Origin of the sequence: Acinetobacter sp. 1566109, from assembly GCF_000582255.1 — a bacterium.
Classification (GTDB): domain Bacteria; phylum Pseudomonadota; class Gammaproteobacteria; order Pseudomonadales; family Moraxellaceae; genus Acinetobacter; species Acinetobacter nosocomialis.
This window is the reverse complement of record NZ_JEYB01000003.1, coordinates 16,217-31,167: the sequence shown is the minus strand read 5'-3', so window position 1 is coordinate 31,167 and position 14,951 is coordinate 16,217. Positions and strand designations below refer to the sequence as shown.

Sequence of the window (14,951 nt, the reverse complement as noted above, 5' to 3'; positions counted from 1 at the left end):
AATAGATATCATGGCTTCAATTTGGGTATATCCGGGACAAGGTGTGCAACGAAGTAATATGTTGCACGATTTACCTCAAACCGCTCTGGTCAAAGAATACCTTGAGCGTGCGTCGGATGCACTTAAAGAAGAAGTCTTGATGTTGGACAGTTCGGCAGCATTACAGTCAACGCGTGCAGTACAGCTGTGTTTGCTTATTTCCGGTGTGGTGAGTTCTGCACTATTAAGTGCGGAAAACTTAACACCAGATTATGTTGCAGGTTTATCAATTGGTGCATGGTCAGCGGCGGTTGTAGCAGGAGTTTTAGCCTATGAAGATGCCGTTCGTTTGGTTGCCTATCGCGGTGAACTTATGCAAAACGCTTATCCAACTGGCTATGGTATGACCGCCTTGATTGGTGCAGATCGTTCAGCAGTAGAAGTATGGGTGAAACAAGTTTATGAAATAACGCCAGAGGTGTTTGTCGCAAATATTAATGCACATAACCAGATCGTTATTTCAGGAAGTTTTGAAGCCATGGACCAAGTTGCTATTTTGGCAAAGCAACAAGGGGTGGTGGCAAAAAAATTAGATGTATCGGTGCCATCGCACTGTGAATTATTAAGTCAGCAAGCAAAGCAACTTGCAGCATCTATGGAGGGAGTCACTTTAAATCAACCTAAAATTCGATATTTAAGTGGTTCAACGGCTCGTACACTTAGCAGGCCAGAACAGATTAGAGATGACTTAGCTTTTAACATGAGTCGAACTGTAGATTGGGAAAGTACCATCCAAGCTGCATGGGAGCGAGGTGTAAGGTTGCAGATTGAAGCTTTGCCGGGAACGGTGCTTACTACACTTGCACGTCGAATATTTAAAGAAGGAACTGTATTGTCATTTCAGGGAACACGTCTAGACAGCATTCAGATGGCAATGCGCAATCAAAATGCCGATAGTGGTTCTTAGCCACAATACAGATTAAAAAACTGAGTAATAACCCAAGGATATGAGGGATTTACAATGATTATTTATGGAACAGCAATATTAGCGATCTGCCATTTATTAGGCGACTATCTTGGTAACACCTTAGGCATGCTATTAGGTGTTAAAGCAAATGTCGGTGGCGTTGCTATTTCAATGATTCTCTTAATTTTGTCTAAAGAATTGTTGGCAAGAAAAGGTTACTTACCTCAAGTCACACAATTTGGCGTTTTATATTGGTCTGGTATGTATATTCCAATCGTTGTTGCGATGTCGGCAGGTCAAAATGTCGTTGCAGCTTTATCAGGTGGCATGTTAGGGCTAATTGTCTCTATTGCATCGTTAATTGGCACGGTTTTAGTCATCCGTTATTTAAATAGAATTAGTGGCGACTATGAAACTTATGAATGGACGTTAGAAAGTAAGGAAAAAATAGCCTAAGCAAATATAAACTACAAAAAGTTCAATCAAAAAGGAATTAAATGATGGACGCTATAATTGCTGTGTTATCAAAAAATGCATTAGTTACTGCTCTTGCCGTAACGGGTTTAATGATGTTTGTTTCCCATCTACTCTCAAAATATTTGACGAAGGGAAAACTACAAAGCTCTGCAATCGCGATTACTTTAGGTTTGGTTGTTGCTTACTTTGCAGGGGTTTATACCCAAGGAACCAAAGGTGTTTCTGACATCGCTATTTTTTCTGGTTTTGCGCTGTTGGGCGGAGCCATGATTCGTGATTTGGCTATTGCTTCAACTGCATTTGAAGTTGATGTGAAAGAAGTGAAGAAAGCAGGCAAAATTGGTCTAATTGCATTAATGCTTGGTTGTGTTGTGCCTTTTGCAATTGGGGTTATGGTTGCATGGGTTATGGGCTATCGAGATCCTATTTCTATGACAACGATCGGTGCAGGCGCAATGACTTATATTGTGGGTCCAATTACAGGCACTGCAATTGGTGCAAGTTCTGATGTCATCGCACTTTCTATTGCAATTGGTTTAATCAAGTCAGTTTTCTTTATGGTCGGTACGCCGCTACTTGCTAAATTTATGTACCTAAAAAGTCCACGCTCTGCCATGGTGTTTGGTGGCTTGGCAGGAACAACCAGTGGTACGGCTGCTGGATTGGCAGGTACAGATGTACGATTGGTACCTTATGGCGCTTTAGTTGCAACCTTCTATACAGGACTAGGCTGCTTACTTGGACCTTCTGTATTTTTCTTAACGGTTAATGCGATTTTTGGATAATTTCTTGAAAATCTTATAACGGCAACTCATTATTTTTTAATAAGTTGCCGATATTTATCTTTCAAAATTAGTGGCAAACATACGACATTCAGCAATAAGAGCAAGTAAGTTTGGATCGCGCTCTTTACTTTTTAAAAAGACCAGACCAATTTCTTGTTGCATGTGGTATTGCTGTTTTAGCGGAATAAGTTTGACCGAACTTTCATAGACGGCAGAAATACGACCGGGTAATAGAGCAAAACCTACCCCTGAGCTGACCATACTAATGAGGGTAAAAATATCATTGACCTGTAAAGCAACTTTAGGTGAAAAACCAGCTTTTTTAAAAATAATGTCACTGTCGTTATGAGTTGCAAAACCCTTGGTTAAAGTTAAAAAAGTTTCTTCTTTTAAAAGGCTTAAATCAATATCTTTAAACTCAGCATATTTTGAATCTTTATTGACGGCCAAAAAAATGTCGTCTGAAAACATTGGTAAAATTTCAAAGTCATCATCTTGAGTAGTTTCATTTAAAGCCACGATAATGGCATCAAGTTCAGTTGCTTTAAGCTTTTTCACCAAATCCTGATTTGAACTGAGTAATAATTGAATATCAAGCTCACTACGTCTGAGTTTAAGACCGCTAATTACATTTGGAATTGTGTTTACCGTTAAAGAATAAAGGGAACCTAAATGTAAAACCTTAGCTGCAAAGCCTGCAGCTTCTCTAGTTTTATTTACGGTGATAAAAATGTCTTGTACGACTTTTTGCGCCCGCTCTTCAAATACATAAGCACTTTTTAAAGGAATGAGGTTACGGCCTTCATTTTTAAAAAGAGGGCAACGTAAAGCGCTTTCTAAAGAGTGTAGTGCTTTATGAACACTGACATTACTGAGCTGCATTTCTGCCGCGGTTTTAGACAAATTACCACAGCGCATAAAAGCTAAAAAAATCTGTATTTTTTTAAGGGTCAGTTCTTCATCTATTTCCATCTTAATTCCTTGAGCCTGTTTCCCTTAAAACTATAGATTTGAGCTATAAAGTTACCACAAAATAAAGTCTATAAAATTGTGCTTAGGTCGAACCATATCTTTATAAACTTGCTTCAACTTTTTGTTGAATAGTTTTGATGACTTGATCTAAAGCAGCTTGAATTTTTTCGTTCCACTCAAAAGAACAATTGATTCTTAAATAATGCTGCTGTGCGGGTAAAACACTAAAGAGTGGGCTTGGCGCAACGCCAATGTCTTGTTGGATGAGTTCCTCATAAATTTGCATGCTATCGAGTTTATGAGGCAATTTAACCCATAGAAAATAACCGCTTGGGTAATAATAAATCTCGCAGGTTGCGGGCAGATGTTGCTTCAAATAGTGGTAAAACTGCTTTTTATAACGTTCAAGTGAAAGTCTAAGGGTGCGCAAATGCTTTTCATAATGATGATGAGATAAGAATTCAACCAGTGCATTTTGAATGAGTGCATTTACTGAAATAGTACTCATGAGCTGCAAATGTTGGATATGGTCCGAAAATTTACCCGCATAGACCCAACCGACTCGAAAGCCTGCCCCTAAAGTTTTAGAAAATGAAGAGCAGTGCAGTACCAGATTTTGTTGGTCAAAGTACTTCATCGAAAGTGGTTTATGCCCGCCATAATAAAGCTCTTCATACACATCATCTTCAATTAAGTAAATCTGATGTTCATGAAGTAGTTTGGCAATTTTATATTTAATCTCATCACTGACCGTAAATCCAATCGGGTTATGGGTATTCAGCATGAGCCAACACACCTTGATAGGATATGTTTGAATAACTTGCTCAAAAGCTTCTAAGTCAAAACCATATTGAGGATGTTCGGGAATGGTAATGACCTTAAGTCCTAAACGTTCAGCAGCCTGCCAAGCACCGTAAAACACGGTTTGTTGCAATAAAATATAGTCGCCCGGTTTGGCTACTGCTTGTAAAGAAAGATTGAGCGCATCTAATCCTCCTGATGTAATGACAATGTCATCTGGATCGGTCTGTATGCCTTGCATACAGTAGCGCTGAGCAATTAGTTTTCTTAACGCTAAATTACCGGGAGGTAGGCTTGCTGTCTGGTCATAGCTTTGCCTTTGCCGTGCAAGTTGCCCCATAATTTGAATAAGTTTGGGAGCAGCTAAAAGTTGACTATCAGGAAAAGCTGACCCAAAAGGCACAACAGACTCATGTTGAATTGACTTAAGATATTTAAAAACTAAGGAATTAATTTCAATTTTAGAATTGAGCGAAACGACCGAATATTGTTCCAGTGGTTTAAGTACAATTTGCTCCGCAACAAAATATCCCGATTTTTCTTTTGAATAGATTAAACCTTGTGATTCAAGTTCTTGGTAAGCATTCATCACAGTCATTAAACTAAAACCAGAACGTTGGACCTGATCTCTTAATGAAGGTAATTTCTCATGTGCACTTAAAGTACCACTTTCAATAAGTTGGCGAATGCTATGCGCGAGTTGTTCTGATTTATACATGTATGAGCTGCACGAAAGAATAAAATAAAAGATGCACTGAACCCATAATAAATGCCGCTTGTAGAATCTACAAACGGCATTTGTTTATAAAGATGGGTTTTTACTTTAAGTAAGGGGCAGCATAAATCAATATCACTTTAAACAAACCTGCAATCACAGCTAAGGCTAAAAAACCACCAAGCCATAACAGAATAAACCATTGGGTTTGACTGAGTTTAACTGACGACTTTTTCATAACACCCCCAGACCTTAATGATAACCTTCATCACCTACACGAACTTTGTCACGGAATACCCAGTAAGACACAACCGTATAAGTAATAATGATTGGAATCAGAATAAGTGCACCCACTAAAGCAAACATTTGGCTGGAATGAGGCGCTGCCGCCTGCCAAATCGTAACTGATGGTGGAATGATATTTGGCCATAAGCTAATTACAAAACCAGTAAAGGCAAGGAAGACCAATGCCAAGGTATATATAAATGGTTTGTGGTCCTGCTGCTTTTTACAAGCGGATAAAATCAGGCCAACAAACAATAAGACCAAAATAGGCACAGGACTAAAATAGAACAGATTTGGTAAAGAGAACCAGCGATCTGCAATTTCAGGGTGTGTTAAAGGTGTATATAAGCTAACGGCACCAAAGATAATGAGCAGCGCAATAATTAACTTTGGCATAAGCTCATACATACGTTGCTGCAAGCCTTTTTCAGTTTTCAAAATGAGCCAACCACAGCCTAAAGTGGCATACATCGCAACTACACCAATACCTGTGAAAATGGAGAATGCAGTAAGCCAGTCAAAAGGACCACCGGCAAAAATACCGTTTTCGGTTTTAATGCCTTGAATATAGGCACCTAAAATAATCCCTTGGAGGAAGCTTGTTAAAACCGAACCCCAAATAAAAGCTAGGTCCCAAAGATGTTTGGTTCGATGAGCTTTAAAACGGAATTCAAAAGCAACTCCACGGAAAATCAAGGCAATCACCATGAAAATAATAGGCAGGTAGAGCGCAGATAAAACCGTTGAATAGACCAGTGGGAAGGCTGCATACAAGCCAGCACCCCCAAGTACCATCCAGGTTTCATTGCCATCCCAGACAGGAGCAACGGTATTCATCATCACGTCACGTTCTTGGCTATTCTTAATGAAGGGAAACATAATCCCGATTCCTAAGTCAAAGCCATCCATGACCACATAAATCATGACACCTAAACCGATAATACCGACCCATATTAAAGAAAGATCAATCATGACGGTTCTCCCCAGAGTTTTGTTTGCTGTCAATATTTTCATCGACCGCACTAAGTGGACGCATCGGTGTTTTGAAGTGACCTACGCCACCTGTTTCCATATTTGGTGTGTCAATAAATACAGGGCCTTTATTAATGAGTTTTAAGGTGTAGTAGATACCACTACCAAAAACGATGGTGTAAACCACCACAAAAATAAAGAGACTTAGACCCACCTGATCTGCCGAAACAGTATGCGATAAACCATCTTTGGTTCGCATAATGCCGTATACCACCCAAGGTTGACGGCCTACTTCGGTAGTAATCCACCCAGCCAGCATTGCCACATAACCTGCTGGCCCCATTACTACAGCAAATTTATGAAACCATGATGTTTCATAAAGTTTTCCACTTTTACGCAGCCAAAGAGCAATGAGTGATAAGGTGACCATAAGGACGCCAAGACCTACCATGACTCGGAAACTCCAGAAAATAATCGTCGAGTTTGGACGATCTTCAGGTGCGAATTCTTTTAAGCCAGTCACTTGCCCATCTAAACTGTGAGTCAAAATTAAACTACCCAAATATGGAACACCCACTTCAAAGTGATTTCGTTCTTCTTTCATATCTGGAATGGCAAATAACAGTAGCGGCATAGGCTCGTTATGATTGGTTTCCCAGTGACCTTCCATCGCAGCAAGTTTGGCAGGTTGATGCTCACGAGTATTTAAACCATGGTTATCGCCAATTACTACTTGTAAACAAGAAGTCACCAGTACCATCCATAAACCCATCGAGAATGATTTTTTAACCAATTCATCACGACGACCTTTTACCAAGTGCCAAGCAGATGTTCCCACCACCAATAAAGATGAAACCAAGAAGGCAGCAGCACCCATATGTGCAAAGCGGTAAGGGAAGGACGGGTTGAAGACAATAGCTAGCCAGTCTTTTGGCACAATAATGCCATTTTCGATGGCAAAACCTTGCGGTGTTTGCATCCAGCTATTGGACGATAAAATCCAGAACATCGAAATACATGTTCCGATGGCAACCATAAGCGTTGCAAAGAAATGGGCTCTAGGACCAACACGGCCCCAGCCAAACAGCATAATGCCTAAGAAACCTGCTTCTAAGAAGAAGGCACTTAACACTTCATAGGTAAGTAAAGGACCAGTAATACTTCCGGCTACTCGTGAAAATTCACTCCAGTTGGTACCAAACTGATAGCTCATTACGACACCGGAAACCACTCCCATACCAAACGCAACAGCAAAGATCTTAATCCAGTATTTAAATAGATCTTTATAAATTGGGTTTTGCGTTCTTAACCATTTCCACTCTAAAACTGCCAAAAAGCAGGCAAGTCCGATGGATGTGGCTGGAAAAATAATATGGAAGGATACTGTAAAAGCAAATTGTATTCGCGCTAATTCTAGAGCGGTTAGACCGAGGCTCATAAACTTTCCCCCTGTGAACTAGCTGATGATGATTGAATGAGTTAAATACTTATTTTCAGGCAAAAAAGTACTCTGGCGATTAAACTTACTGCTGTGATAAATATTCTTAGCAAGTAAAATGCCAACAGGGTAAAGCAATATAATTGCTTGATATTTCAATAGAATAGGGCGATTGATTGTTTTCAATCTGTTAGCAAAGTTTATGCTTGATGTTGCATTTGTAAAAATGCATGTTGCATTGAAACATTGATGAAATATCTGGCGATATGCAATAGATCGTCTCATGAAAACTACCTACCTTAAGAAGTTTTCTTAATCATGCACTCGCTCTATTTGTATATGTAGATACAGAAATTTTTTATAAAACTATAACAGTTCAGTATGGTTTCGAAGGTGTGCTATAGTTTTTTTTCAATCATCTGTAGCTATATATTCAGTCCTCTAAAGTTCAGAATAAAAATGAACAGGATTTACCGTCGACCTAAACCAACTTTCAAGACTCAATGTGAACGCTGCTTTAGATTTTATTTAAGCACATGATTATGTTCTTCTTTTCTATTTCCATTGTTGTTTTGCGTAGGGTCCGGTTGCTGCGTGTTTCTTAAAGACCTAAGTGTAAGTGTAGCGCTTCTAAAATAGCTTGGATGTTAAAAAATGTTTATCACGTCTCAACTGAATATCATTCATAAAATTATTAAAAATCAGTCTATTTCCACTTCGGTAGTAGATCAGTTGGAACAGTCTTATGTGAATCTTGAAGCAACCCTACTTAGAGCGAAAGTACTCAGGGATTTTTCTAAAACTCAAATCGTGTATTTAATTCAGTCTCATATTGAGCCACAGCAAAGTAGTCTGGCTTATCTATTCTCGCCATTTATTTTCGCGAACTTAAACAAGGCTGCTATTTATACAACACCAGCAACACCACCTGTGCTTACTATTCTGAATAAATACTATCAAGCAGACAAGAAGGTCGTATTTAAGATAGATGAAGTTTTAGAAAGCCTAAAAATATATCTTGATTTAGAATTAATAGAGATGGGAGAAGCTGACTTTATTTATTTAAAATTAATCAAAGCATTTTGTCGAAGTGATATCTCTACAATTTTTTTGATCACTCATTTAGAGCTTGATTTAGACGCATTAAAAGAACTTGAACAGTTCTTAAAAATAAAAATTTTTTGGGTGAAAGTCGTAAAACATGAGGGTCTAAAAGGCTTAGATCAGCTAGATATGCGTAAATTGTTATTTAAAAATAAAGATGAAGCATATGTACAGTTATGTGCTCATTTTGCGCAAATGAATGCAGCCCTGGTCGGTTTGTGCGATACCTTTACTACTAGTCAAATGACGCACTTAATCGATGATATGTTTTATTCAGAACATATTTTTGAAAAGTTATCTGTCTATTCAGAATATATGCAAACCTTATTGCAAAGTCAGCATAGTCTTACCAAGAAAGAGATCGCTTAGGGCTGTCATGCTTTTAATTGGTGTTATATCAAGATTGAATACTGTTATAAAAAAATAATCGTTTTCATGTGAAATAAATATTTTATGGTAAAAGCAAAGCAATATTGGTTTTACTTACATGACAAATTTAAATTTTGAGCATCATCTCGGTTCATTAACTCACGCTGCACTGAGTCAGGCTTCAATCATTTCGCGGGTATGGGGTGAAGGACCTTCTGAACGGTATGATGAATTGGCAAGTAACTTCAGACCGACGTTTGCCCGTATTAAAGAAGGAGCTTTAATCCGTGAGCAGCAGCATATTTTGCCATATGAACAACTCCAGTGGCTCAAAGATATTGGTTTTACGCGTTTACGACTTCCCAAAGCCCATGGGGGCTTTGATGCAACCATTCCTGAATTATTTGCATTACTTATTGAACTTGCAGAGGCCGACTCAAACTTACCGCAAGCTTTACGTGTGCACTTTGGTTTCACTGAAGATGTCTTGGTAAGTAAAGACAAAGCGTTTCAACAGCGTTGGCTTAGCCGAATTGCAAATGGGGGAAACAGTCGGTAGTGCATGGTCTGAAGGAGGGAAAGAGTCAATCGATCAGTTTGAAACGCACTTATATCGAGACAGTGAAGGAAAAATTCGCGTTAAAGGTAAAAAATACTACACCACAGGGAGCCTATATGCAGACTGGGTTGACGTTGGTGTAACAGATTTAAAGGGTGAGTCTGGCTCGGTGGTTGTTCGCCGTGAAGATGAAGGTGTTGAAATTGTTGATGACTGGAATGGCTTTGGTCAGCAACTTACCGCGAGTGGTACAGCATATTTCCATGATGTATTGGTGGATGAAACTGAAATTTTACCTGACGATGACCGTTTTAAATATTCAGCGGCTTACTATCAACTGGTCCAGCTGGCAATCATTACAGGTCTAGGGCGTGCTGCAACCTATGATGTTTCTCAAGCTGTGGCGAAACGTACCCGAAACTACACGCATGCAAATGCCCAATTTGTAAAACAGGATCCACAAATTTTACAAGTCGTAGGACAAATTCGTAGCGCGGCTTATAGTGCAGGGGCGATTGTTGAAAAAGTCGCGCAAAGCTTACAGCGTGCTTACTTGGCTGCATTTCAAAACAATGAGCAGCTTGAAGAAGAGCAAAATGCACTTGCCGAGCTTGAAAGTGCACAGTCTCAAACGGTTATTACCGATTTGATTTTAAATGCTTCTACGATTTTATTTGACGCTTTAGGTGCTTCCGCAACAGACAAAGATTTAGGCCTAGATCGATACTGGCGTAATGTACGAACTTTATCTTCACATAACCCGAGAGTATTTAAAAACCGAATTGTCGGTGATTTTAGTGTAAACGGTACATTACCACCGTATCAATGGCGAATAGGGAATGTTGCTAAACAATAAATTATAGTTTTAGATATTAAGCTGCTATTTTCAGCGGCTTAATATTATTTTTATTTCTTAAAATAAATTATAAAAATCTATTAGAATAAAATCATATTTTGTTTGGGGTATATATTATAAAGAAAATATAAAAATTGCTTTAGTATAAAAATTAAATAAAATGCTGGCTGATATTTTATGACTAAGAGAATTAGTTTTAATGCTTTTGAAATGAATTGTATTGCCCATCAATCTCCTGGATTATGGCGACATCCTCAAGACCGATCTGTTGAATATAAAGATTTAGAATATTGGACAGATTTAGCTCAAATTCTTGAGCGTGGTTTTTTTGACGGTATTTTTATTGCAGATGTACTTGGCATTTACGACGTTTATCATCAAAGTGCTGAACATGCCTTAACAGGTGCAGTACAAGTTCCAGTCAATGATCCGCTACAGATTGTGCCAGCGATGGCAGCAGTCACAAAGCACTTGGGTTTTGGTGTCACAACTTCGATTTCCTTTGAACATCCTTATCCTTTTGCTAGACGTATTAGCACGTTAGACCATTTAACCAAAGGGCGAGTTGGATGGAATATCGTGACGTCTTATTTGGAAAGCGGTTCGAAAAACTTGGGTCTAAAAACTCAGGTGAATCATGACAATCGTTATGATATTGCTGATGAATACTTAGAAGTCCTTTACAAACTTTGGGAAGGCTCTTGGGAAGAAGGTTCGGTACTTCGTGACCGTGAAAGCGGTATCTTTGCTGACCATAAAAAAGTGCATCCAATTCAGCACGAAGGTAAATACTTTACTGTACCAGGCATCCATATTTGTGAACCATCACCACAGCGAACGCCAGTACTCTATCAAGCAGGCGCATCTTCACGCGGACAGAAGTTTGCTAGTCAAAATGCCGAGTGTGTATTCATCGCAGCGCCGTCTAAAATTGCTACAAAAAAAGTGGTGCAGGGCATTCGCCAGAAATTGGCTCAGGAAGGCCGCGATCCGCACTCAGTTAAAATTTATGCACTTCTATCGATTGTCACTGATGAAACCGATGCAAAAGCACAAGCTAAGTTTAAAGAATATCAAAGCTATGGAAGCTACGATGGCGCTTTAACATTGCTGTCTGGTTGGTCTGGTGTAGATTTTTCACAATACCAGCCAACGGACAAAGTTGAATATATTCAAACCAATGCCATTCAATCTTTATTGGATTCTTATGTAAATGCAGATCCAAAACGTGTTTGGACCATTGAGGAAATTGCAAACTGGAACAGCTTAGGCGGTAATGGGCCAGTATTGGTGGGTTCGGCAGAAACCGTTTCGGATGCTTTACAGCAATGGGTTGAAGATACCGATGTCGATGGCTTTAACTTGGCCTATATTTTGGCGCATCAAACCTTTGCTGATGTGGTTGAGTTTATTGTGCCAGAGTTGCAAAAACGTGGGGTATATCAAACCTCATATGCACAAGGAACATTAAGAGAAAAACTATTTGGTGCTGGGCCATATTTGCCTGAAAATCACCGAGGTGCAAAATATCGTAATCTAAAAGAGTTAAAACTTGCTGAGGCGAGTTAAATATTTTGGAAAGTCTTTAAATAAATAGCTGGTTAAATGCCAGCTTTTATTTTGTCTTTTTATATCGATTTTATTGCTGAGTTAATAATGAAAAGATAATTCTATAATTTAGATTAAAACATCAGATTAATTTGTTTTTGTATGGTGTGAATAATCATTATTTTGTTCCTGTGATTAAAATACAGGAATTATTAAGTGAGCACAAAAGAACTCGATCATAACCACCGTTATGAAATTAAATCTCCCGATGATGTTTCACAATTAATTTCCAAATTTGCAGGGAAGGGTAAATCGAATAAAGTTATTTGGTTGGCACTGATTGGTGTATTTATTGATGCCTATGATCTAACAACGCTCTCTTTCGGTATTGAGCAAGTCATCTCAGAGTTTTCCTTAAGCCCTGTCATGACTGGTGTGGTGGCTTCAGCAATTGTCTGCGGAACCATTGTGGGTAACCTGATTGGTGGTTGGCTGACAGATAAAATTGGCCGTTATCGGGTCTTCATGGCGGACATGGTGCTGTTTGTTATTGCGGCAATTGTTGCAGGCTTTGCACCGAATGTATGGGTTTTGATTTTAGCCAGATTTATTATGGGAATTAGTGTTGGTATTGATTTACCCGTTGCAATGTCATACTTATCTGAGTTTTCCAAATTTAACGGTAGTAGCAATAAGGCAGCGCGTTTAGCCGCATGGTGCCCAATGTGGTATGCCGCTTCCTCGGTGTGTTTTGGCCTAGTTCTGGCGCTTTATTTTCTTTTACCCCCTGAGCATAGCAACTGGTTATGGAGAGCATCTTTAATTTTTGGAGCAGTGCCAGCATTACTCATTATTTTTATTCGCGGTAAATATTTAACTGAGTCACCAATCTGGCTTGCAAACCAAGGCGATTTAAAAGGAGCCGCTCAAGTTCTACAAGAATCCTATGCAATTCATGCAGTCGCTACAGTTGAAAAAGTAGAAAGAACTGCTGAAAAGAAAAAGCGCGAGGGTTTTACAGTTTTATTTAATAAAACCTATTTGCCAAGAACTATTGTGGCCATTGTGATTCATATTTCGGTGGCATTTCAGTACACGACCATTGCTTTCTTTTTACCTTCTATTTTAACGCGTTTCTTTCATACCGATGTCTTGACGACCATTACCACCACGCTTGGACTTAATTTACTATTTGCATTTACGGGTGGGTTGTTAGGGGTATTTGTTGCCAGCAGATTTAAATCTCGTCATGTATTGCTTACAGGCTTTTTACTCCAGTTTATTGCCCTGATTGCTTTGGCATTCATTGGTGAACCCGGTAATAGCTTTTTACTCTACACCGCAATTGGTATGCTCGGTTTGTGGCTTTTTGCCGAAGGCTTTGGACCAGGGGCACAAATGATGGTTTATCCAACTATGGCTTATCCAGCTTCGATTCGTGGCGTTGGGGTTGGCTTTAACCGTGCGGTAACAGGTGTTGCTCAAGCGATTGCTTTGTTTGTTTTACCGATCTGGATGGCGGGATATAAAACCGATGTTTATCTGATTATTTCTATCTTTGCGTTTATTCCTTTAATTGTGATTGGACTACTAATTAAGTTTGAGCCTACCGCCCAAGATGTTGATGTTATTGATGAAGATAAAACAGAACTTCCTCTCAATAATTCACCAGTAATCGACTAGAGTAAAAATAAATATCTAGATAAAAATAAAGGCCAACAGATGTTGGCCTTTATTTTTAGAATTAGAAGTAATAAGCAAAAATCACAAATGCTTTTTTATTCCATTTATCATTGCTTCCACCAGCCGCAAGGCCTTCACTGTCTCCTAGATATGGATCGTGTTTACCCATCAGCAACTCGGCTTGTACTGTCAATTTTTGATAGTTAAAGGCAATGCCGGGAATAAAACGGGTAGAGTCTTTAAAACCATCTTGCTCTTTTCGATAAGAACTATAGTTCAAGTACGGACGAACAGAGGTAATGGGGCCAAACTGCTGAGGAAATAAATAGCTCAGTTCTGCTGAATAAATCTGACCTTTGGTTGCCGAGTTAAATGAATAATCGAAACCGCCCAAAGTCAGATGATCTTTATATTGGGTGTCGGCATTATCAATGTCTTGATAACCAGCCAAAAGCTGTAAATTCCATTGGTTGTAATTGGTATTGCTAAAAACCGAATAAACTTGGCGATCGCCATCTTGCCCTGAACGCTTATTTTCAATGGTGGAATACCATGCGGAGGCGCCAAGTTGAGTAGAGAAATTTTCTTGGCTTAAGATATTCTTAAAGGTATGAGCACCGCGAACAACAATGGAGTTCTTTTCTTTGGTATTAGTGCCTTGCGGTACAGAGTCATCTGCATTGACAGGGTTGATACTAAAACGACTCGAGTCTTTGCTTTTACCTCTATAGGTGCCACCATCTGTAGGATAAAAGGCGAGTTGTGCTTCATTGGTTCCATCATTGAAATCATATTTCACCCCAAGGTTGTGTACATCTTCCCAACCGGCACTATTGGCAATGCCTAAATAATAAGTATTTCCCCAAAAGCGACCCAAGCCAAAAGGAACGGGGTTTAAGCCAGCAATAATTTTACTGTTGTCATTAATTTTATAACCCAACCACGCATCGGTAAGCCAATTGGCATCACCTAAATGCCCGTAATATTCATAAACCCGATAATCTAGGCGGCCAATCCATTTCGGGGAGTTGTAATCTAACCATAATACGGCGTCATTAAAGGAAAATTTACTGGTAGACGGTTCAGAGTCAAAATCATAAATATATTTGGCTCGAACAGTACCGCTTACTTTAAGTTGACCTTCTTCAGCATTGCCAAAGGTAAGCGCTGCATGACTTGAGAGGCTGAATGTAATTAAAGACGTTGTAATTAATGTTTTTTTCAAAATTTGAGAATGTTTAAACAAAAGAATTTTTCTCCTCTTAAAAATAAAAATTAAATTTGCGTCATGTATAAACCAGAAAAAGATTTGTCCAAATCTTAATATTTGCAGAAGTTTTAAGATAAAAAGATAATAAAAATCTGACCGTTATAAAAAATCTCGAAAATTAATTAGATGCAAAAATCTGGGTATAGAGACAAAAATAAAAATGATAAAATA

12 protein-coding genes and 1 pseudogene are annotated in these 14,951 nt (G+C 38.8%); 7 read left to right on the top strand and 6 right to left on the bottom strand.

Annotation, left to right across the window (positions count from 1 at the left end; all coding sequences use genetic code 11):
- Window positions 1–10 precede the first annotated feature (10 nt).
- From mdcH to madM, 3 genes are read left to right on the top strand one after another with little or no spacing between them, the layout of a single operon-like run.
- Window positions 11–946 carry a malonate decarboxylase subunit epsilon gene (gene mdcH, locus J582_RS06995; RefSeq protein ID WP_032047582.1) on the top strand — a complete coding sequence of 312 codons (936 nt, stop codon included), beginning with the start codon at window positions 11–13 and terminating at the stop codon, window positions 944–946.
- Window positions 947–1,000: 54 nt separating this feature from the next.
- Complete coding sequence (madL, locus tag J582_RS06990) at window positions 1,001–1,402, top strand: malonate transporter subunit MadL (RefSeq protein WP_000587899.1); 402 nt, start codon at window positions 1,001–1,003, stop codon at window positions 1,400–1,402.
- A 44-nt stretch (window positions 1,403–1,446) separates the two neighbouring features.
- Complete coding sequence (madM, locus tag J582_RS06985; RefSeq protein ID WP_002114328.1) at window positions 1,447–2,208, top strand: malonate transporter subunit MadM; 762 nt, start codon at window positions 1,447–1,449, stop codon at window positions 2,206–2,208.
- Between the two features lie 54 nt (window positions 2,209–2,262).
- Here the strand turns inward: madM and J582_RS06980 are convergent, their stop codons facing one another.
- The 5 genes from J582_RS06980 to J582_RS06960 form a co-directional block, all read right to left on the bottom strand.
- Window positions 2,263–3,180, bottom strand: a complete 918-nt coding sequence (locus J582_RS06980) for a LysR family transcriptional regulator (protein WP_032047581.1) — start codon at window positions 3,178–3,180, stop codon at window positions 2,263–2,265.
- A gap of 100 nt (window positions 3,181–3,280) precedes the next feature.
- Entirely contained in the window at window positions 3,281–4,699 is a 1,419-nt protein-coding gene (locus tag J582_RS06975; protein ID WP_032047580.1) for a PLP-dependent aminotransferase family protein, read from the bottom strand.
- Window positions 4,700–4,799: 100 nt separating this feature from the next.
- Window positions 4,800–4,934 carry a hypothetical protein gene (locus J582_RS25780; protein ID WP_000749814.1) on the bottom strand — a complete coding sequence of 45 codons (135 nt, stop codon included), beginning with the start codon at window positions 4,932–4,934 and terminating at the stop codon, window positions 4,800–4,802.
- A gap of 14 nt (window positions 4,935–4,948) precedes the next feature.
- Window positions 4,949–5,953: a cytochrome d ubiquinol oxidase subunit II gene (cydB, locus tag J582_RS06965; RefSeq protein WP_032047579.1), complete on the bottom strand. Its 1,005-nt coding sequence runs from the start codon at window positions 5,951–5,953 to the stop codon at window positions 4,949–4,951.
- The gene (locus J582_RS06960; protein WP_004709299.1) at window positions 5,946–7,391 is read right to left on the bottom strand and encodes a cytochrome ubiquinol oxidase subunit I; all 1,446 of its coding nucleotides are present in this window, start codon (window positions 7,389–7,391) and stop codon (window positions 5,946–5,948) included. Before J582_RS06960 ends, cydB begins: the two co-directional genes overlap by 8 nt.
- Window positions 7,392–8,045: 654 nt before the next feature.
- Between J582_RS06960 and J582_RS06955 the strand changes: the two genes are divergently transcribed.
- From J582_RS06955 to J582_RS06945, 4 genes and pseudogenes are all read left to right on the top strand, one after another.
- A complete protein-coding gene (locus J582_RS06955) occupies window positions 8,046–8,864 on the top strand; it encodes a hypothetical protein (protein ID WP_032047578.1) in 819 nt (272 codons plus the stop codon).
- Between the two features lie 118 nt (window positions 8,865–8,982).
- Window positions 8,983–10,279, top strand: a pseudogene (locus J582_RS0104370) (acyl-CoA dehydrogenase family protein).
- A 177-nt stretch (window positions 10,280–10,456) separates the two neighbouring features.
- Window positions 10,457–11,848 carry an LLM class flavin-dependent oxidoreductase gene (locus J582_RS06950; protein WP_032047575.1) on the top strand — a complete coding sequence of 464 codons (1,392 nt, stop codon included), beginning with the start codon at window positions 10,457–10,459 and terminating at the stop codon, window positions 11,846–11,848.
- 195 nt (window positions 11,849–12,043) lie between these two features.
- On the top strand, window positions 12,044–13,510 hold the full coding sequence (locus tag J582_RS06945; protein ID WP_000104664.1) for an MFS transporter: 1,467 nt from the start codon (window positions 12,044–12,046) through the stop codon (window positions 13,508–13,510).
- A gap of 61 nt (window positions 13,511–13,571) precedes the next feature.
- Here J582_RS06945 and J582_RS06940 read toward each other — a convergent pair whose 3' ends face one another.
- On the bottom strand, window positions 13,572–14,756 hold the full coding sequence (locus J582_RS06940; RefSeq protein ID WP_032047574.1) for a hypothetical protein: 1,185 nt from the start codon (window positions 14,754–14,756) through the stop codon (window positions 13,572–13,574).
- Window positions 14,757–14,951: the final 195 nt, after the last annotated feature.